The sequence below is a fragment of the Streptomyces silvisoli genome (assembly GCF_029269905.1).
Taxonomy (GTDB): domain Bacteria; phylum Actinomycetota; class Actinomycetes; order Streptomycetales; family Streptomycetaceae; genus Streptantibioticus_A; species Streptantibioticus_A silvisoli_A.
Window position 1 is genome coordinate 1 of record NZ_JARJBC010000020.1, and the last position, 19388, is coordinate 19388.

Consider the following 19388-nt stretch of genomic DNA (forward strand, 5'->3'; position numbering starts at 1 on the left):
AGTGTTTCGGTGGTCATAGCGTTAGGGAAACGCCCGGTTACATTCCGAACCCGGAAGCTAAGCCTTTCAGCGCCGATGGTACTGCAGGGGGGACCCTGTGGGAGAGTAGGACACCGCCGAACAAATTGTGATAGCCGTTCCCCCGGGGCCTTGACTGGCCCCGGGGGAACGGCTTTTTTGCGTTGTCCCGCCACGGCCCCCGGTGCGATGATCCCCGGATGGTATATGGCATCCGGACAGCGGCCCCCGAAGAGTGGCGGCGGATCAAGGAACTTCGCCTTGCGGCGCTGAGCGACCCGGTGGCGCGTCTCGCGTTCGCCTCGACCTACCAGCGCGAGGCGGAGCTGACCGACGAGGAGTGGCAGCGCCGTGCCCAGCAGAGCACCGGATTCGTGGCCGAGGACGGCAGCGGCCTCTGGGTCGGTTCGGCGACCGTGCTGATGGAGACCGGCACCGAGTATCCGATCCCGCAGACCCATGTCGTCGGGATGTACGTACGGCCCGATGTGCGCGGGAGCGATACCGCGGAGCGCCTGCTGCGGGCGGCTGTTGAGTGGTCATGGCGGCAGCATGAGGTTGAGCGGGTGCGGTTGTGGGTGACCGGTGCGAATCCGCGGGCGTTCGCCTTCTACACCCGGCTCGGGTTCAGCAAGACCGGCGTATCCGCGCCGCATCCACCGGACCCGTCCATCACCGGGTACGAGATGGAGCTCGCGCGTCCGTACTGACCGTTTGACTAACGCCCCTCGCTGAGCCGGGAGTTGGCCGATCGCCAGATCGATTCGGCCTCCTGACGCGGCCAGCGGTGCCTGGCCTGCTCCTCGGAGCGGAGTACCGCGAGCACCGGGATCCCCGCCGCAGGCCCTTCGGCCATCAGAGCCGGGAGTTCGGGAATCGGGGCGAGCGTCGCGATGTCATCGAGGACGCAGGTCATTGGTGGGTCGAGCCGACCGGGGGATGACCCTGCGGCCATGCGCCGGCCGTGCTCGACCACGCTTGATACGAGTGCGGTGAGCAGGGGCATCGCACCCGGGTGGGCTCGCGGATCCTCGCGCGGCTCACCCACTACATACAGTGTTCCCCGCTCGTTCACAAACGATTCCAGATCGAGCCCATCAGCTCGTCCCGGGTTGCAAGCGTCCCTGATGTGAATGGAGTTGAGGCCGGACAGTGCCTGCTGGATGAGGCCCTGCGCGGTGTCCCTGCGCTCCGGATGGGCGTGCAGGGTAGCCTCCAGATCACCGCTCCAGCCGCTCGCCGCGTCCCGCGCGGTGCGCAGGATGCGCACCGGGTCGGCCGCACCGGAGCCGGACGCCCAGCGGTGCAGCTGCCGGAACGGCTGGCCGTCGACGGCGGCCGCGTGCAGCCAGCAGCGCAGCAGGGTTGCGGCGGCGTCGTTGGCGGTCACGTCGTGGGTGCGCAGCGGGGCCAGCAGCGCGCGGGCCCGGGAGGCGGCGATGGCCGGGTCCTGGCAGCCGTGGTGCGGGGCCCAGCGCAACCGGCCCGGGGCGTCGACCAGGTGCTCGGGGTCGAAGAGATGGACCGGGCCGAGCTTGGCGCGGGCGCTGACGGTCTGCTGCCAGGTCTGGTCGTCGGCACAGGTGACGATCACCGGCCCCTCGGCGTCGAGGACGGTGGGTTCGATGACGCGCTTGCCCTTGTCGCTGCCGCGCGGACTGGCGAACAGCACATGGCTGCCGACGAGTTGGCCGTCCGGCAACCGGTCCGCGCGAGGCGCCACGGGCGCTGCTGGTGCCGTTGGCACTACAGGGACGGCAGGGGCCGGGGGTTCGGCCGGTACCGCCAGCGGTACTTCGGCCGTGCGCACCGGCAACTCCCCGTCGTGCGGCACGGCTTCGACCGCGGGCTCGGGTGGTGCCGTCTCCGTGCGCTTCTGCCGGGGCAGCGGGGTGGGGTGGGCGGCGGGCGGTGCGTTCTTCGCCTGCCTGGCCGCCGCCCGTACCGCGCGGTAGCGGGTCAGTGTGCCGATGACGAAGCCGGTCAGCACCAGCAGGACCAGCAGTTCGCCGATGAACACGCCCCAGAAGAGGCCGGGGCGGGGCAGGTCGGTGGTCGGGACCTGGGGCCAGGCGGCGGACATGTCCTTCGGCTCGCTGATGAGTTCGCGCATCGCCACCGGTGTGCGGGTGAAGTGCAGGTCGTCCGGCCAGCGGCCGTGGGCGATCAGCCCGCTCAGTCCGGTGCCGGTCCACACCAGGACGGTCACAGCCAGCAGGAAGCCGATGATGGCCACCAGCAGGCCGTCCGGAATGCCGCCCTCGCGGCGCTGCTGCGTCATGCCCTCACCCGTTCGTGCCGTCACTCGTCACGCCACCGTGCCGCGGTTGGTGCCAGAAGCGCCGGTCAGGCCACCGCGTCGTCGGCGAGTTGCTTCTCCAGGTCGACCTCGGCCTTGGTGCGTTCCGCGGATGCCTCCGTCATCGCCCGGTCGGTGTAGACGAGGGGGCGTTCGGCCTCGGTGATGAGGTGCTTGACGACCTGTACGTTTCCGTTGACGTCCCACACCGCGATGCCGGGTGTCAGCGTGGGGATGATCTCCACCGCCCAGCGTGGCAGGCCCAGTACGCGTCCGGTGGCGCGGGCCTCGTCGGCCTTCTGGGCGTAGATGGTGCGGGTGGACGCCATCTTGAGGATCGCCGCGGCCTCCCTGGCCGCCGCTCCGTCCACCACGTCGGACAGGTGGTGGACGACGGCGACGAACGACAGGCCGAGGCGGCGGCCGAACTTCAGCAGCCGCTGGAAGAGCTGGGCGACGAACGGGCTGTTGATGATGTGCCAGGCCTCTTCCACCAGGAAGATGCGCTTGACCCGGTCGGGCCTGATCCAGGTGTGTTCCAGCCAGACGCCGACGATCGCCATCAGGATGGGCATGGCGATCGAGTTGCGGTCGATGTGCGACAGGTCGAAGACGATCAGCGGGGCGTCCAGGTCGATTCCCGCGGTCGTCGGACCGTCGAACATGCCGCGCAGGTCACCGTCGACCAGCCGGTCCAGCACCAGTGCCACGTCCAGGCCCCAGGCCCGTACGTCGTCTATGTCGACGTTCATCGACTCCGCCGACACCTCGGCGGGGTGGCGCAGCCGTTCCACGATGTCGGTGAGGATGGGCTGGCGTTCGGTGACCGACTCCACGGCGTGGGCGTGCGCGACCTTCAGCGCGAAGCCGGAGCGTTCGTCCAGGCCGCGGCCCATCGCGACCTCGATGATCGTACGCAGCAGCGCCAGCTGGCCGGTGGTGGTGATCGACGGGTCCAGTGGGTTGAGCTTGATGCCGCCGTCGAGCGCGGACATGGGGTCGAGGCGGATGGGTGTTATCCCCAACTGCTGTGCGATGAGGTTCCATTCGCCGACCCCGTCCTCGCCCTGCGCGTCCAGTACGACCACCTGCCGGTCGCGGAACCGCAGTTGACGCAGTACGTAGGTCTTCTCCAGTGCCGACTTGCCGTTGCCCGACTCGCCCAGTACCAGCCAGTGCGGGGCGGGGAGTTGCTGGCCGTAGAGCTGGAACGGGTCGTAGATGTAGCCCTTGCCGGAGTACACCTCGCGGCCGATGATCACGCCGGAGTCGCCGAGGCCGGGCGCGGCGGTCGGCAGGTAGACGGCCTGGGCCTGGCCGGTGGAGGTACGCACCGGCAGTCGGGTGGTCTCCACCCTGCCGAAGAGGAAGCTGGTGAAGGCGTCGGTGATGACGGAGATCGGATCCAGCATGGCCATGACGCGCTCTCCTTACCGACTGCCGGTGGGACGGCTGGTGCTGTGCATGGTGGCCATCCCCTCAGCGGCGGATGCCGGTCGCGAACGGCAGGGTGTTGACGAAGGCCCGGTGGTGCTCGCGGTCGCACCACTCCAGTTTGAGGTAGCTCTTTCCGGCGGAGGCGCGGATGGTGCGCTTGTCGCGGGCCAACTCCTCGGGAGAGCGGGCGGAGACGGTGATGTAGCCGACCAGGTTCACTCCGGCGGCGCCCGCGGCGAGGTCCTCGCCGCGTTGGTCGACCCGGGTGTGGTGTGCGACGTCGCGAGGGTCGACGACCCGGTTCATCTTGGCGGCGCGGCTGGCCTCCGCGTCGTCGTTGGTCTTCTCGGTGAGCATCCGCTCGATCGCCACGTCGGTGGGCTCCAGGTCCATGGTGACGGCGACGGTACGGATCACGTCCGGGGTGTGGACCAGCAGCGGGGCGAGGAAGTTGACGCCGACCGGCGTCAGCGGCCACTCCTTGACCCAGGCGGTGGCGTGGCACCAGGGCGCCCTCGTGGTCGACTCGCGGGTCTTGGCCTGGAGGTAGGTGGGCTGGGTGGCGTCGAGTTCGGCGGGCCAGGCGTTGCGGCGGGTCATCGCCTGGATGTGGTCGATGGGGTGGTCCGGGTCGTACATCGAGTGCAGCAGCGAGGCGAGCCTGGCCTGGCCGAGTGGTTGGCGCACCCGGATGTCGGCCTCGGTGAGGCGGGCGCAGATGTCGTTGAGTTCGCGGGCCATGACGATGGCCAGGCCCTCGTCCCGGGTGTGTCCGGTGGCCTTGGCCATGGCCTGCGCCTCGGCGGCAAGGTCCCGGGTGTAGTGCATGCAGGCGACCAGGTAGGCGCGGTGCTGCTCGGACGAGGTGGAGACCATCGACTGCAACTGGTCGTACGAACCGCGCAGCCAGGCCGGGGAGTTGTCGTCCCCGCGCTGGGCGACGTCCTTGGCGTGCGCGTCGGGGTCGGCGGGCAGCGTACGGGCCAGCATCTGCAGCCGGGTCACGAAGCCGTCGCCGTTGGCGACATGCTTGAGCAGTGTGCCGAAGCGCTCGACCAGCGCCTCCTGGTCCTCGCTGTCGCGCAGTCCGACGCCGGGGCCCTCGATCTCGATGGCGGCGGTGACGGTGCGCCGGTCGAGGTGGAGCAGTACCGCGATCTCGTCCGGCCCGAAGGGCGCGGCGAGCCAGTGGACCTGGCCGATGCCGGGCGGCGGGCCGACCTCCACCTCCCGGCCGTCCAGCCGGGTGCCCGCCTCGGAGGCGGCCGAGCGGTAGGTGGCGCCGCGCCGCAGGGTGCGGCGGTAGCTGCGGTTGATCTCGAACCAGCGGTAGAAGGTGCGGCCCCGGTACGGCATGAAGACCGCGGCGAAGGCCATGAGCGGGAAGCCGATCAGCCCGGCGATGCGCAGCGGCAGGATGGTGACGGCCAGTCCCCACACCATGCCGATGAACGCCCCGATGACCAGCAGCGTGATCTCGCCGGTGTCGCGGTTCTTGCCGACGATGGCGTTCGGGCGCGCTTTGCCGATGAGGTAGGTGCGGCGCTGCGCGATCGGCTGGGTCGTCACGACCGGTCCCCTCCGTTCTTAACGTCTGACGTGCGTGGTGCGGGAGGCGAGGGGGCGCGGCCGGGCGCCGGGGCCGGAGGGGTGGCCGGGGTGTTGCCGCCGCGGGTGCTGTGGGCGGCGATGCCGCCGGAGACGGCGCCGGCGGGCTGGGCGCCGCCGGACGCGGTCTGCTCCTGGGGGACGCCGCGGGTGCTGTGGGTCTTGATGCCCTGCTTGACCAGGGCGGCGGGCGAGGAGATGAGGGCGGCGGCCGGGTTGCCGGCGGCCTTGTGGTCGCCGCGCAGCTTGACCACGTCGTCGCCGAAGCCCGGTACGAAGCGGTAGATCATCGCGCTGGCGAAGATGGCCAGGAAGATGATGGCGAGGCCGGAGACGACGGCGGAGAACGACGTCGGCCCGCCGGACCCGGACAGCGCTCCGGCGAGGCCGAGGACGACCACGATGACCGGCTTCACCAGGATCACCGCGATCATGACTCCGGCCCAGCGGCGTACGTGGTGCCACATGTTCTTGTCGACCAGGCCCGCGTAGACGGCGGTGCCCAGCAGCGCGCCGACATAGAGGAGGGCGGCGCGAATGACGAGTTCCATCCACAGCACGCCCGCGGCGACCACCGAGACGAGGGAGACGACGATCAGCATGATCGGGCCGCCGCCGATGCTGTTGCCCTTCTTGAGCGCGTCCGAGAACGCGCCGAAGAACACGTCGCTGTGGGCGCCGGTACCCGAGCCGATGACCTGAGTGACGGCGTCCACGGCGGAGACGACGGTGTAGAGGACCAGCGGGGTGAAGGCGGAGGCGAGCACGGTGAGCCACAGGAAGCCGACGGCCTCGCTCAGCGCCTCGGTGAGCGGTACGCCGCGCACCGCGCGCTTGGCGACGGCGAGCAGCCACAGCACGAGCGTGAGGATCGTGGAGGCGGCGAAGACGACGGCGTACTGGCGCAGGAAGGTGGGGTTGGTGAAGTCCACCTGGGAGGTGGAGGTGATCTGGTGGCTGAGCTTCTCCACGATCCACGAGGCGGCGTCGGCACAGCCCTTGGCCAGCGAGGAGAGGGGGTCGAGGGTGGAGGTGAGGCTGGGGGTGCTGGGTCCGGTGTTCCCCGTGCCGCCCTGGCAGTAGGCGCTCACGGGACCGGCGTTGACGCATCCGGTGCTGGGGCTCGGCGAGACCGAGGGGGACCCGGACGGCTTCGGCGTGGGCGCAGCCCACACGCGCGTCGCGAGCAGTACCAGCCCGGCCTGGACGGCCGCCAACGCTCCGACCCGCCCGGCGATGCGGTAACGCGGCCTACCTGGCATAGGTGAACCCTCCGTACTGCGAGACCGCCTTGGCGATGTCGGCCGCGGTGGCCGCGGTGTCGTCGCCGGGGACGGGAGCCGGGCCGTTCTTCTGCGAGTCGCTGGCCACCTTCCAGTCGGAGCCCGTCCACACCAGGTTGAAGGTCCAGGTCATCCAGTCGGTGTGGACCGGGTCGGTGGAGCTGTTTCCGGCCATGCCGATCAGGCCGGTGTACCAGACGGAGACGGTGGCGGTGTCCGTGCCGTACTGCTCGACCTTGGTGCCCACGGGAATGGTGCGGGAGATGAAGGTCATCCCGGACGGCGGGTTGCCGTTGGCATCGAGCCCCAGCTTGCTGAGGAAGTCCTTGGAGTACGCCTGGTCCTGAGTCGGCTTCAGCTTGGCCGCGGCGTCGGCGGTGTACACCGCGTCGACGACGGCGTGCCGGGTGTTCGTCTTGAACATCCCGTCACCCCCCAGCGCCACCGCGTAGTTCGCGGCGGCGGACTGGGCGCCCTGTTGGGTCTTCGGGAAGCCGGTGGCGATGCCCGACGTGTTGCCGCTCACCGGCCGTACTCCGGTGGGCGCGGTGGGGGCGGCCTGGCCACCGCCCTTGGCGCCGTCGCCCCCGCTGCCCGCGCCGCCGCCCGACGACCCCCTCGTGGCGAACGCCAGTGCCGCGATGAGGAGCACGACCACGCCGACGACGGTCACCATGGTCCGCGAGGTGCGGACCGGTCGGCGACCCGCCGCCAGGGCGGCGGACTCGCCCTCCGGCAGCCGGGTCCGGGTGGTGGTGGCGTCGTCAGGGTCGTGGTGGCTCGGATGAGTGGGCATCAGCACGCAGCCTAGATGGGGGATTGGGGGCCGGGGACGGGCCCTTCGGGGGCGTACGTAGGCGTTGGGGGCGCGGGTGCGGCTAGACCGCCATCCCGTACACGATCGTGAACAGGGTGCCGAGCGAGCCGATGATGAACACGCCGGTCAGCCCGGCGATGATCAGACCCTTACCCTGCTCGGCGCTGAACGTATCGCGTAGCGCCGTGGCGCCGATGCGTTGTTTGGCCGCGCCCCAGATGGCGATCGCCAGGCAGAGCAGGATGGCCACCGCCATCACGACCTCGACCATCACCCGTGCCTCGTTCCCGAGGTTGCCGAAGGGACCCCAGTTTGGTGCGATCCCGCCGATGATGGTGTTGATGTCGCCTTTGCCGGCTGCCAGGAACATGGATAACTCACCGCCCCGCATGATCAGTTGGGACCCTTGCGGAGGCGCAAGGATCCAGACTCTATATTGGCCGACAATGTCGCCAGTGGATGTCGACTGAGCGACTTTCTCGGCGGATTCCCCGTGTGATTCGCGACTTGACGGTCACACTGGGGCCCAGGCCGGTGTCCGACGGGGCCCCGGGCCTACTGTGAAGCCTACGGTAGTCATTACTGTGTGTATCACGGTAAGTAGCTCAGAGCAACGAACCGGCATGTGGGGCGAGGGAGGGACGCCGTCTTGGGCGGGACAGTGCGCAAGACCTGGCTCATCGTCATCATCGCCGTCGGGGTGTGCTTTTCGTTCCTCGCGCTGCTGGTCATCGGTACCTATTCGGCCGCCGCGTCGCTGCTCGGCGGTGGCGGCGCGGTCGGTCTCGCGCCGGGCGCGGTGCCCGCGGCGTACCAGCCGCTGGTGGAGCGGTACGGCACGATGTGTCCCGCCATCAGTCCGCCTTTGCTGGCCGCCCAGTTGTACACCGAAAGCGGCTGGAACCCCAACGCGCGCAGCGGTGTCGGGGCCGAGGGTATCGCCCAGTTCATGCCCGACACCTGGGCCACCCACGGCATCGACGCCAACGGCGACGGCAAGCCCGACGTGTGGGATCCGGCCGACGCGATCCCGTCGGCCGCCGCGTACGACTGCCAACTCGCCCAGGACGTCAAGGGCGTGCCGGGTGACAACACCGACAACATGCTGGCCGCCTACAACGCGGGCGCCTATGCGGTCATCGCGGCCCAGGGCATCCCGGCGTACGCCGAGACCCGCGACTACGTGAAGTCGATCCGCACCCTGGCGCAGAGCTTCTCGGCGCCGGTGGGCCGGGTCCCGCCCACGCAGCAGGCGGCCGGTGCGATCGAGTTCGCCCAGTCGAAGCTGGGCACGCCGTACCTGTGGGGCGGTACCGGGACGGCCGCGGACAACGGGCGGTTCGACTGCTCGGGGTTGACGCAGGCCGCGTACCACTCGGTGGGGATCGAGCTGCCGCGGGTGGCCAACGACCAGTGGAACGCCGGTCCACATCCCGGTCGTGATGAACTCCTGCCGGGCGATCTGGTGTTCTTCGCCACCGATCTGACGGACCCGCGCAGCATCCATCACGTGGGGATCTACGTCGGTGGCGGCTATATGATCGACGCTCCGCACACGGGGGCGAGCATCCGGTTCGACCCGATCGACGTACCGGACTACATCGGCGCGACACGGGTGACGCAGGCCGGGGCGCAGGCCCTGCCATCGCCGTCGGCGTCGCACTGACGGGGCGGTGGTCACCGGCGGTCAAGCCGTGGCCACTGGTGGGCTCGCCGGGGTCTCCCTTGTATAACTTCCTGGTGATCTTCCGGTAAGGGCGGAACGCTTCCTGCCGTGTTGCCCGTTCAATGGAACGACGAACGAACTGTGCCGACAACGGGGGTTGGTGCGCGACCGGCGATCGGTTACTAGGCGGAGGGGCGGCTCACCATGAACGAGCTGGCGTTCGACGGTCAGAACCCCGACGTCGGTCTGCTCTACAACATCAACGACCTGGCCCGGTACGCCCCCGGCTGGCTGGACCGCACGGTTGAGTTCATCGGCCAGTACGGTCTGGTCGCGGCGATGGCCGTGCTGCTGCTGGTCAGCTGGTGGCGGGGTGCCCGGCGACAGGGGGATGACGCCCCGTCGGCCGTGGCGGGCGTGGTGTGGGCCGGGCTCGCTGCCCTGATCGCGGTACTGCTGAACGTCCCGGTGCGCTCCCTGGTGCAGCGGCCCCGGCCGTTCGCCGACCACCAGAACCTCGATGTGCTGCTGCACGGCACGTCGGGCTTCTCGTTCGTCAGCGACCGCTCGGCGTTCACCATGGCGGTCGGCGTCGGCCTGTTCATGGTCCACCGCAGGGCCGGGCTGACCGGTATCGCCCTGGCGATGACCGAGGGGTTCACCCGGGTGTTCGTGGGGGTGCACTATCCGACCGATGTGATCGGCGGCTTCGCCCTGGGCACGGCGACCGCGCTGCTGCTCGCCCCGCTGGCGATGCTGCTGCTCGGGCCGGCCATGACGGCGCTCGCCCGGACCTGGGCGGGTGCCCTGGTCCGGTCCGCCAAGACGGTGCGCAAGGCGCCGGTACGCGGGGAGCCGTACCCGGAGCCGACGGCGTGCGACAAGGACCTCGCCGCCTGACGCGTCGGCGGCGAGGCCCCGTGAACCGCTAGATCGCCTGCGGGAAGTCGAAGAGGCGGTTCGGGTCGTACTTGCGCTTGACCGCGGCCAGCTGGTCGGCGGCCGAGCCGTAGTAGGCGCGCCGCCAGTCGGTCAGCGTCGGGTCGATGTAGTTCTGGTACGCCGCGCCGGAGGCGTAAGGGCGCATCGCCCGGTGCGCGCCGTCCAGCCAGCCGGTCCCGCTCAGCGGGCCGGAGGCGATGTACTGCGCGAGGAATCGCGAGCGGCGGTGGACGAACGCGGTCGCCCCCGGCGCCACCCGATTCACCGCACCGCCCAGCGCGGTCAGTGCGGCGCTGCCCGCACCGCCGCCGGAGGCCGACCGCAGCCGCTCCAACTGGGCCACCAGCGCGGCCGCGCCCGCCGCGGACAGCGAACGGTCGTAGAAGTCGGAGCGCGCGGTGTAGGTCTCCCGGTCCAGTTGACCGCTGGGCGTGCGCCCCGGAGTGCGGCCCGGCAGATGGCACTGGCTCGGAGTGCGGTCGGTGCAGCCCGCGTAGGAGTTCATCGCGTCGAGGTAGGTGTGGCGGCGCAGCGAAACACTCCTGGCCGGGCCGCCGATCCGCTGGGCCAGTCGGTCCACCGCGTTCTGCAGGTCGGAGTACGAGCCGAGGGAGAAGGCGGCGACCGACAGGGTGGGCGAGCCGCCGGCCGCGCAGTCCAGGTGCAGCGACGACCAGATCTCGTCCGGCTGGTCCGGACCCCACTCCTGCCAGGCGCTGATCGCCGCGGTCGCCTTCGACCAGGGCCAGGTCATGTAGGCGGTGACGCAGGCGGGCGCGGGGTGGGTGCGGAAGCGCAGTTCGGTCACGACGCCGAAGTTGCCGTTGCCCGCGCCGCGCAGCGCCCAGAACAGGTCCGCGTTGGTGCGGGCGTCCGCGGTGATGGTCTTGCCGTCGGCGGTGACCAGGGTGGCGCCGGTGAGGTTGTCGCAGGTCAGCCCGTACGCGCGGGCGGTGACCCCGTGGCCGCCGCCGAGGGTGAGGCCGGAGACGCCGACCGTCGGGCAGGAGCCGGCGGGTATGGTCACGCCGTGCCCGCCGAGGGTGTTGTAGACGTCGATCAGCTTGGCGCCCGCGCCGATGGTCGCGGCGCCGCCGGAGACGGAGATGGCCGACAGCTTGGAGACGTCGATCACCAGGCGCCCGTTGCCGGAGGACCAACCGGCATAGGAATGGCCGCCGTTGCGTATGGAGACCGGGACGCCGGTGCGGCGGGCGAAGGCCAGGCACTCCGCTATGTCGGCGGTGTTGGCTATGTAGGCCAGGGCGGCCGGGCGCTGCCCGTCGAAGCGCGTGTTGTACAGCCTGCGGCCGATGTCGTAGTCCGCGTCCGCGGGCCGTATCAACTTGCCGTGCAGCCCGCGGGCGAGCGCCGACCAGTCGGGCGCGGAGGCGCCCTTGGCGCTGGCGTTACGGGCGTTGACCGGGGCGGCGTGGGCCGCTCCGGTGGTGGCGCAGGAGGGCAGTGCGACGGCGGCCAGGCCGAGGCCAGCGCTCCCGCGCAGCAGTGATCGCCGGTCGACCATCCGCAGCATCCTTTGGCTAGGGGTTTTACGGATGGGGACTGCCGCCGGCGGGTCAACGGTTCCGCCGTACTGTCAATCGGCGTCAGGGTGTGCCGGGCGCCAACTGCGCTCAGGGCGTGTCGATGTGGCGTGCCGCGTCACGCCGTGCGCTGTCCCGGGCCCGCCGTGCGGGACCCGTCCAGCCGCAACTGCAGCGGCCCATGGCGAACGCACCTCGTTCGACCGTCGTCGTCCGATGGAGCAGGGCGGGGGATTCGGTGTGCCGGTCCTCATGCTGGTTGAGCACGCAACAACGCTACCTGGTCGCGTCGAGGCTCGGAACCCGGCGTTCGAGAGCGGGGCGAAATGGTCCTTACGTGCCATGCGCCGCCTGCGCGCCGCTCCCTAGGCTGGACATCCGGAACCCCGGCGTTCTTGGACGAGGAGGTGGCGCACGTGGGGTCGTCGTGCGGGTCCCAGACGACGGACCATCAGGACCGCGTGGCCCTCGCCGAGATCGAGCTGTGCGGCGAGTTGATGATCGCGGCATCGGCGGTCGGCGAGGAACGGTTGAGCACCGCGCGGATAGACGAGGTGCTTGAGGTGCGCCGGACCGGTGGTGGTGCGGCGCGGGTGCCGTTGCACGGCCAGCGGGTGCGGTGAGGCCGCTTCGCGTGGACCTTCGGAGTGCGGTAAGTCCGCAATGTCCGTTAAATCCTGCGTCTGTTGGGTGTCTGCTAGGTCCTGAGCAGTCGGGCGATCGCGGCGGTGGCCTCGGCCACCTTGGCGTCCGCTTCCGGGCCGCCCTTGATCGCCGCGTCGGCCACACAGTGCCGTAGGTGCTCCTCCAGCAGCTGCAGCGCGAACGACTGGAGCGCCTTGGTGCCCGCCGAGACCTGGGTGAGGATGTCGACGCAGTAGACGTCCTCCTCGACCATGCGCTGGAGGCCGCGGATCTGGCCCTCGATCCTGCGCAGCCGCTTGAGGTGCTGGTCCTTCTGCTTGGAGTAGCCGTGCGGCCCCGGCGGGCTGGCCGAGGAGTGCGCGGCGGCGGGGTCCGCCGGGGGCCGCGCCGTGTCGTCAACCGTCATGCCCTCGTCCTCCGGTCCTGGCGTGCCCGTTATACCCCCTGCGGGTATATGATACCGAATCGGTCCCGGTTGGGACCCACCTGTATGGAGCACTCTGTCCTATGGGCGACACTGGATGACGCCGCTTCGCAGTGGCCGGATGATGCACCTAGCATCGACGAGACCGACCCCAGAGCACCCCGAGGACCCCCAGTGCGCCTTCGTCTGACCCCCAGGGAGACGAGCTTCTACGACATGTTCGCCGCGTCAGCGGACAACATCGTCACAGGATCGAAGCTTCTGATGGAACTGCTCGGGGCGGACTCCTCCGCACGCGCCGAGATCGCCGACCGGATGCGCGCCGCGGAACACGCGGGCGACGACGCGACGCACGCCATCTTCCACCAGCTGAACTCGTCGTTCATCACGCCGTTCGACCGCGAGGACATCTACAGCCTCGCCGGTTCGCTGGACGACATCATGGACTACATGGAAGAGGCCGTCGACCTGGTGGTCCTCTACCAGATCGAGGAGCTTCCCAAGGGCGTCGAGCAGCAGATCGAGGTGCTGGCGCGGGCCGCGGAGCTGACCGCGGAGGCGATGCCGAACCTGCGCACGATGCAGAACCTCACCGAGTACTGGATCGAGGTCAACCGGCTGGAGAACCAGGCGGACCAGATCCACCGCAAGCTGCTCGCGCACCTGTTCAACGGCAAGTACGAGGCCATGGACGTACTCAAGCTCAAGCAGATCGTCGACGTGCTGGAAGAGGCCGCCGACGCGTTCGAGCACGTCGCGAACACGGTGGAGACCATCGCGGTCAAGGAGTCCTGACCGCGGTGGACACCTTCGCACTCGTCGTCGTCATCGGCGTCGCGCTCTTCTTCACGTACACCAACGGCTTCCACGACTCCGCGAACGCGATCGCGACCTCCATCTCCACCCGGGCCCTTACGCCCAAGGCGGCGCTGGCGATGGCCGCGGTGATGAACCTGGCGGGTGCCTTCCTGGGCAGCGGGGTCGCGCAGACGGTCAGCAAGGGGCTGATCGAGGCGCCGAGCGGCAGACACGGCATGGCGATCCTGTTCGCCGCGCTGGCCGGAGCCATCGTCTGGAACCTCACGACCTGGTACTACGGGCTGCCGTCGTCCTCCAGCCACGCCCTGTTCGGTGGACTGGTCGGCGCCGCGCTGGCCGGGGCCAGCACCGTGCACTGGTCGGGCGTGATCGACAAGATCATCATCCCGATGGTGCTCTCGCCGATCGTCGGCCTGATCGTCGGCTACCTGGTGATGCTGCTGATCCTGTGGCTCTTCCGCCGCGCCAATCCGCACAAGGCCAAGCGCGGCTTCCGGGTCGCGCAGACCGTCTCGGCGGCGGGCATGGCGCTCGGCCACGGCCTGCAGGACGCGCAGAAGACCATGGGTGTCGTGGTGATGGCGCTCACCATCTCCGGCGTCCAGTCCGGCAGCGGCATCCCGATCTGGGTCAAGATCGTCACCGCGCTGATGCTGTCGCTGGGCACGTACGCGGGCGGCTGGCGGATCATGCGGACCCTCGGCCGCAAGATCATCGAACTGGACCCGCCGCAGGGCTTCGCCTCGGAGACGACATCGGCGGTGATCCTCTACATCACGTCGTACATCTTCAAGGCGCCGATCTCGACCACCCACGTCATCACGTCCTCGATCATGGGCGTCGGCGCGACGAAGCGGGTCAAGGCGGTGCGCTGGGGCGTCGCCAAGAACATCGTCCTGGGCTGGTTCATCACCATGCCGGCCGCCGCGGGTGTCGCCGCACTCGCGTACCTGGTGGTCAAACTCCTCTTCGCCTGAGTGAGCCCTCGCCGGGGCTCGCCCCGGCCCTCCGACGGAAAACAGGGCCCGCCCCCGGAGGGGGCGGGCCCTTGGCCTGCGGTGGCACCGCCATGCAGCACCGCAGGCAGATCCGAAGCCCGAGCGTCAGGCGACCGCGCGGCTCAGCCGAAGCGGCCGGAGATGTAGTCCTCGGTGGCCTGGACGGACGGGTTGGAGAAGATCCGCTGCGTCTCGTCGATCTCGATCAGCCGCCCCGGCTGGCCCACGCCCGCCAGGTTGAAGAACGCGGTGCGGTCCGAGACCCGGGCCGCCTGCTGCATGTTGTGCGTCACGATCACGATCGTGAACCGCTCCTTCAGCTCCCCGATCAGATCCTCGATGGCCAGCGTCGAGATCGGGTCGAGCGCCGAGCACGGCTCGTCCATCAGCAGCACCTGCGGCTCCACGGCGATCGCCCGCGCGATGCACAGCCGCTGCTGCTGACCGCCGGACAGCCCCGCGCCCGGCTTGTTCAGCCGGTCCTTGACCTCGTTCCACAGGTTGGCGCCCTTGAGCGACTTCTCGACGATCCCGTCGAGCTCCGACTTCTTGCGCGCCGTCCCGTTCAGCCGCAGTCCCGCCGCCACGTTGTCGTAGATCGACATGGTGGGGAACGGGTTGGGCCGCTGGAACACCATGCCGACGGTGCGCCGCACCGCCACCGGGTCCACCCCGGCGCCGTACAGGTTCTCGTCGTCCAGCATCACCTTGCCCTCGACGCGGCCACCGGGGGTGACCTCGTGCATCCGGTTCAGGGTGCGCAGGAAGGTGGACTTGCCGCAGCCGGACGGCCCGATGAAGGCGGTCACGGAGCGCGGCTCCACGGTCATCGAGATGTCCTCGATGGCGCGGTGGGTGCCGTAGTAGGCGGAAAGGCCGCTGACGTCGATGCGCTTGGCCATGTGGATCACTTCTCTTCTGCGGTAAGGCTCAGCGGCCGGTCTTGGGGGCCTTCCAGCGGGCGATGCCCCTGGCGACCAGGTTCAGGATCATGACGAAGGCGATCAGCACCAGCGCAGCCGCCCACGCCCGGTCGAACGACGCGTCGTTGCCGTTGGTGTACTGCTCGTACACGTAGTACGGCAGTGAGGACTGGGCACCGCTGAACGGGTTGTTGTTGATCAACTGGTTGCCGAAGACCAACAGCAGCACCGGCGCCGTCTCACCGGCGATACGTGCGACGGCCAGCATGACACCGGTCAGGATGCCGCCGATCGACGTGGGCAGCACGACCTTGAGGATCGTGCGCCACTTCGGCACGCCCAGCGCCAGCGACGCCTCCCGCAGCTCGTTGGGCACGAGCTTGAGCATCTCCTCCGTGGAGCGCACCACCACCGGCATCATCAGGATCGCCAGCGCCAGCGCGCCGGCGAAGCCGGAGTAGCCGAAGCCCAGGATGATGATCCAGAAGGCGAGGATGAACAGACCCGCCACGATCGACGGCACACCGGTCATCACGTCCACGAAGAACGTGACGACCTTCGCCAGCTTGCCGCGCCCGTACTCCACGAGGTAGATCGCGGTCAGCAGGCCGACCGGCACCGCGATCAGCGAGGCCAGGCCGACCTGCTCCAGGGTGCCGATGACCGCGTGGTAGACACCGCCGCCCGGCTGGGTGGTGATCACGCCGCCCATCGAGTGGGACAGGAAGTTGCCGTCCAGCACCTTCACGCCCTTGCTGATGGTGGTCTGCAACAGCGAGTACAGCGGCACCACGGCGACCACGAAGCAGGCCCAGACCAGGCTGGTCGCCACCCGGTCCTTGGCCTGACGGCGGCCCTCGACGCCCGCGGTGATCGCGTACGTCAGACCGATGAACAGCAGCAGCGAGATCAGGCCCCACTGCAGACGGCTCGCGAGACCGGCGCCCGCGCCGATGCCGCAGCCGAGGGCGACGGCGGCGACCGCGAATCCGGCCGGAGCCCAGCGCGGTATCCGGCGGTGCGCCAGCGGCGACTGCGACGGCGCGGTGGCGGGCGCGTCCTGGTAGGCGACGTCGCTCATGCGTTGGCCCCCGAGTACTCCTTGCGGCGGGCGATGATCAGCCGGGCCGCGCCGTTGACGAGCAGGGTGATGACGAACAGCACCAGACCGGAGGCGATCAGTGCGTCCCGCCCGAAGTTGTCCGCCTCGGCGAACTTCGCGGCGATGTTCTGCGCGAACGTTCCGCCGACCGGGTCGAGCAGCCGCAGGCTGAGCACCGGCGACGCGGACAGCACGGTGGCCACCGCCATGGTCTCGCCGAGCGCGCGGCCGAGGCCCAGCATTGAGGCGGAGATGATGCCGGAGCGGGCGAACGGCAGCACGGACATCCGCACCACCTCCCAGCGGGTCGCGCCCAGCGCCAGCGCCGCCTCCTCGTGCGCCCTGGGCACCTGCCGGAAGACCTCACGGCTGACGTTGGTGATGATCGGGACGATCATGATCGCCAGCAGGATGCCGACGGTGAACAGTGAACGGGCCGCGCTGCTCGGGTCGGACTTGTGGAAGATCCCGGTCCAGCTCAGGTACTCGTTCAGCCACAGGTTCAGGCCCTGCAGGTGCGGCACCAGATACAGGCCGCCCCACAGGCCGTAGACGATGCTGGGGACGGCGGCGAGCAGGTCGACCAGGTACGCCAGCGGCGAGGCCAGCCTGCGCGGCGCGTAGTGCGTGATGAACAGCGCGATGCCGACCGAGACCGGCACCGCGATGATCATCGCGATCAGCGAGCTGACCACCGTGCCGTAGGCGAGCACGGCGATGCCGAAGGACGGCGGGGTGAGGCTGGCGTTCCACTCGAACGTGGTGAAGAAGTTGGAGTGGTCCAGCGAGATCGCGTGGATCGCCCGCACGGTGAGGAAGACCGCGATCGCGGCCATGATCACCAGCAGCAGGATGCCGGATCCGCGCGACAGGCCGAGGAAGACCCGGTCACCGGGCCGGGTCACGGCGGGCTGCCGGGAGGGCGGGGGGTGTTCCCCGGATGTGTTCACTATGTCCATGGGGATTGGCTCCGGTCTGGCGGGGCGATCGGCCCCTGGCGGCGGTGCACCGGATGGGGCCGGTCCCGTGGGGGGCACGGGACCGGCCAGGCGGTCAGGCGGTCAGGACAGGGACGAGATCTCGGAGCGGACCTTGGTGGCGATCTCGGCCGGCAGCGGGGCGTAGCCCTGGCTGCTCAGGCCCTTCTGGCCGTCGTCGCTGGCGATGTAGTTCAGGAACGCCTTGGTGGCGTCCAGGGTGTCGGGCTTGTTGCCCTTGTCGCAGGCGATCTCGTAGGTGACCAGGGTGATCGGGTAGGCGCCGTCGGCCTTGGTCGCGTAGTTGAGCTGCAGCGCCAGGTCGTTGCCGGTGCCGACGACCTTGGCGTCCGCGATCATCTTGGAGGCGGCGTCGGAGGTGGCCGCGACCGGGGCGGACGCGCCGGTGTCGATCTTCACCGTCGGGATGTTGCTGGCGGTGGCGTAGGACAGCTCGAAGTAGCCGATCGCGCCCGCGGTCTGCTTGACCTGCGCGGCCACACCGGAGGACTGCGGTGCGGACTGGCCGTTCTTGGCCTGCCAGGCCTTGCCGCCGCTGTACGGCCAGTCGCTGGCCGCGGCGCCCTTGAGGTACTTGGTGAAGTTGTCCGTGGTGCCGGACTCGTCGGAGCGGTGGAACGCCTGGATCGAGGTGGACGGCAGCTTGGCGTTCGGGTTGAGCTTCTTGATCGCCGGGTCGTCCCACTTGACGATCTGCGAGTTGAAGATCTTCGCCAGCGTGGGGGCGTCCAGCACCAGGTTGTCCACGCCCGGCAGGTTGTAGCCGACCGCGATCGGGCCGCCGACCATGGGAAGGTCGATGCCCTGGCCGCCCTTGCAGACCGCCTTCGACTTGGTGACCTCGTCAGCCTTCAGCGCCGAGTCGGAACCCGCGAAGGCGGTGCTGCCCTGGAGGAACTCGGTGACGCCCGCGCCCGAGCCGGTGGGCTTGTAGTTGATCTGCGTACCGGAGCACGCCTGCATGTAGTTCTTGACCCAGACGTCCATCGCGTTCTTCTGGGCGGTCGAACCAGAGGCGAGCAGGTTCGCCTTGCTACCGCACTTGATGGAGGCGGCGGCGTTCGACGAGCCGCCCGACGGGCTGCTGGAGCCGCTGTTGTTGTCCGATCCGCAGGCCGTCAGGACCAACGCGCTGGAGACCGCGATCGCGCCGACGGCCAAGGAGCGCAGTCCGGTCTTGCGAGTGAGCTTCACCTTCGAGTGTTCCTTCCCTGGAGCCCGGTGACGGAGGTTCACCGGTACGGCCGAAAGTAAGCAGATCAGATGAAGTGGCCGACGGGGGTTGGTGAACGCAGGGTGAACCTCGCCCATCGGAGTGGCATACGGCCACCAGTCCGGTACGCCCCGGTTACGTGATGTTGCCCAGCGTGCGAACGAGCGCGTCGACCAACGGCCTGTCCCGCTCGTGGGTCAGCCGGTTGCGGGCGGCGGCCGGCGGCAGCCACAGCAGGAGATCCACCTCACGGTTGGGCAGGAAGGTGCCGCCGATCGCCTCGGCGGCCCAGTAGCGGACCTCCTTGGGCCGCCCGTTCACCAGGTAGTACGAGGCGGGCAGCTGGGGACCGAGCAGGCAGTCCATGCCGGTCTCCTCCTTCACCTCCCGCAGCGCGGCCTGCGCGACGGCCTCACCGCTCTTGAGCTTGCCCTTCGGATGCGACCAGTCGTCGTAGCGCGGCCGGTGGATCAACGCGATCTCCACCCGGCCGAGGGGTTCGCGGTGCCCGAGGCCGCTGGCGGGCGTACGACGCCACAGCACCGCCCCCGCGGCACGGATCGGCGTCTGGGTGGCGGGCTGTCCCATGGCCTTCCTTCACAGATGAGCGCGGCCTGCACGGCCGCTCGTGGCTGCTGACTGACCTGACGAA

General features: G+C 69.6%; 20 protein-coding genes and 1 rRNA gene. 7 read left to right on the forward strand and 14 right to left on the reverse strand.

Going from position 1 to position 19388, the window contains the following annotated elements; all coding sequences use genetic code 11:
* Positions 1–5 precede the first annotated feature (5 nt).
* Both rrf and P3G67_RS26545 read left to right on the forward strand, forming a co-directional pair.
* Positions 6–122, forward strand: a 5S ribosomal RNA gene (gene rrf / locus P3G67_RS26540).
* A gap of 96 nt (positions 123–218) precedes the next feature.
* Entirely contained in the window at positions 219–728 is a 510-nt protein-coding gene (locus P3G67_RS26545; RefSeq protein ID WP_276095766.1) for a GNAT family N-acetyltransferase, read from the forward strand.
* 8 nt (positions 729–736) lie between these two features.
* On the opposite strand, the gene P3G67_RS26550 is transcribed toward P3G67_RS26545, so the two are convergent.
* The 6 genes from P3G67_RS26550 to P3G67_RS26575 all read right to left on the reverse strand — a co-directional run bounded on the left by P3G67_RS26550 (position 737) and on the right by P3G67_RS26575 (position 7832).
* A complete protein-coding gene (locus tag P3G67_RS26550) occupies positions 737–2299 on the reverse strand; it encodes a type IV secretory system conjugative DNA transfer family protein (RefSeq protein ID WP_276095767.1) in 1563 nt (520 codons plus the stop codon).
* Between the two features lie 65 nt (positions 2300–2364).
* Positions 2365–3729 (reverse strand): ATP-binding protein, encoded by a 1365-nt coding sequence (locus P3G67_RS26555; RefSeq protein ID WP_269858509.1) that lies wholly within the window; start codon positions 3727–3729, stop codon positions 2365–2367.
* A 67-nt stretch (positions 3730–3796) separates the two neighbouring features.
* Positions 3797–5323 (reverse strand): SCO6880 family protein, encoded by a 1527-nt coding sequence (locus P3G67_RS26560; RefSeq protein ID WP_269858408.1) that lies wholly within the window; start codon positions 5321–5323, stop codon positions 3797–3799.
* A complete protein-coding gene (locus P3G67_RS26565) occupies positions 5320–6624 on the reverse strand; it encodes a hypothetical protein (protein WP_276095768.1) in 1305 nt (434 codons plus the stop codon). Before P3G67_RS26565 ends, P3G67_RS26560 begins: the two co-directional genes overlap by 4 nt.
* Positions 6614–7441 (reverse strand): hypothetical protein, encoded by an 828-nt coding sequence (locus P3G67_RS26570; protein WP_276095769.1) that lies wholly within the window; start codon positions 7439–7441, stop codon positions 6614–6616. Before P3G67_RS26570 ends, P3G67_RS26565 begins: the two co-directional genes overlap by 11 nt.
* 82 nt (positions 7442–7523) lie before the next feature.
* Positions 7524–7832, reverse strand: a complete 309-nt coding sequence (locus tag P3G67_RS26575) for a hypothetical protein (RefSeq protein ID WP_255932164.1) — start codon at positions 7830–7832, stop codon at positions 7524–7526.
* Positions 7833–8111: 279 nt separating this feature from the next.
* Here P3G67_RS26575 and P3G67_RS26580 point away from each other — a divergent pair, with 279 nt between their 5' ends.
* Together P3G67_RS26580 and P3G67_RS26585 are read left to right on the forward strand one after the other, a co-directional pair.
* Entirely contained in the window at positions 8112–9128 is a 1017-nt protein-coding gene (locus P3G67_RS26580) for an NlpC/P60 family protein (RefSeq protein WP_391858355.1), read from the forward strand.
* Between the two features lie 204 nt (positions 9129–9332).
* A complete protein-coding gene (locus tag P3G67_RS26585) occupies positions 9333–10028 on the forward strand; it encodes a phosphatase PAP2 family protein (RefSeq protein WP_276095770.1) in 696 nt (231 codons plus the stop codon).
* Positions 10029–10056: 28 nt separating this feature from the next.
* Here the strand turns inward: P3G67_RS26585 and P3G67_RS26590 are convergent, their stop codons facing one another.
* Together P3G67_RS26590 and P3G67_RS26595 are read right to left on the reverse strand one after the other, a co-directional pair.
* Positions 10057–11595 carry an FAD-dependent oxidoreductase gene (locus P3G67_RS26590; protein WP_269858412.1) on the reverse strand — a complete coding sequence of 513 codons (1539 nt, stop codon included), beginning with the start codon at positions 11593–11595 and terminating at the stop codon, positions 10057–10059.
* Positions 11596–11704: 109 nt separating this feature from the next.
* Complete coding sequence (locus P3G67_RS26595) at positions 11705–11881, reverse strand: hypothetical protein (protein WP_276095771.1); 177 nt, start codon at positions 11879–11881, stop codon at positions 11705–11707.
* A 149-nt stretch (positions 11882–12030) separates the two neighbouring features.
* Between P3G67_RS26595 and P3G67_RS26600 the strand changes: the two genes are divergently transcribed.
* Positions 12031–12237 carry a hypothetical protein gene (locus P3G67_RS26600; RefSeq protein WP_276095772.1) on the forward strand — a complete coding sequence of 69 codons (207 nt, stop codon included), beginning with the start codon at positions 12031–12033 and terminating at the stop codon, positions 12235–12237.
* A gap of 74 nt (positions 12238–12311) precedes the next feature.
* Here P3G67_RS26600 and P3G67_RS26605 read toward each other — a convergent pair whose 3' ends face one another.
* Complete coding sequence (locus P3G67_RS26605; protein WP_269858413.1) at positions 12312–12665, reverse strand: metal-sensitive transcriptional regulator; 354 nt, start codon at positions 12663–12665, stop codon at positions 12312–12314.
* A gap of 192 nt (positions 12666–12857) precedes the next feature.
* Between P3G67_RS26605 and P3G67_RS26610 the strand changes: the two genes are divergently transcribed.
* Positions 12858–13478 (forward strand): DUF47 domain-containing protein, encoded by a 621-nt coding sequence (locus P3G67_RS26610; protein WP_269858414.1) that lies wholly within the window; start codon positions 12858–12860, stop codon positions 13476–13478.
* Between the two features lie 5 nt (positions 13479–13483).
* A complete protein-coding gene (locus P3G67_RS26615) occupies positions 13484–14479 on the forward strand; it encodes an inorganic phosphate transporter (RefSeq protein ID WP_269858415.1) in 996 nt (331 codons plus the stop codon).
* A gap of 143 nt (positions 14480–14622) precedes the next feature.
* Here the strand turns inward: P3G67_RS26615 and pstB are convergent, their stop codons facing one another.
* The 5 genes from pstB to P3G67_RS26640 all read right to left on the reverse strand — a co-directional run bounded on the left by pstB (position 14623) and on the right by P3G67_RS26640 (position 19324).
* Positions 14623–15402: a phosphate ABC transporter ATP-binding protein PstB gene (gene pstB / locus P3G67_RS26620; protein ID WP_269858416.1), complete on the reverse strand. Its 780-nt coding sequence runs from the start codon at positions 15400–15402 to the stop codon at positions 14623–14625.
* A gap of 28 nt (positions 15403–15430) precedes the next feature.
* Positions 15431–16504, reverse strand: a complete 1074-nt coding sequence (gene pstA / locus P3G67_RS26625) for a phosphate ABC transporter permease PstA (protein ID WP_276095773.1) — start codon at positions 16502–16504, stop codon at positions 15431–15433.
* On the reverse strand, positions 16501–17484 hold the full coding sequence (gene pstC / locus P3G67_RS26630; RefSeq protein ID WP_269858418.1) for a phosphate ABC transporter permease subunit PstC: 984 nt from the start codon (positions 17482–17484) through the stop codon (positions 16501–16503). The genes pstA and pstC overlap by 4 nt, the downstream gene beginning before the upstream one ends.
* Before the next feature lie 102 nt (positions 17485–17586).
* The gene (pstS, locus tag P3G67_RS26635) at positions 17587–18717 is read right to left on the reverse strand and encodes a phosphate ABC transporter substrate-binding protein PstS (protein ID WP_276095774.1); all 1131 of its coding nucleotides are present in this window, start codon (positions 18715–18717) and stop codon (positions 17587–17589) included.
* Between the two features lie 154 nt (positions 18718–18871).
* Positions 18872–19324, reverse strand: coding sequence for an NUDIX hydrolase (locus P3G67_RS26640; RefSeq protein WP_276095775.1), 453 nt, complete (start codon positions 19322–19324; stop codon positions 18872–18874).
* Positions 19325–19388 lie beyond the last annotated feature (64 nt).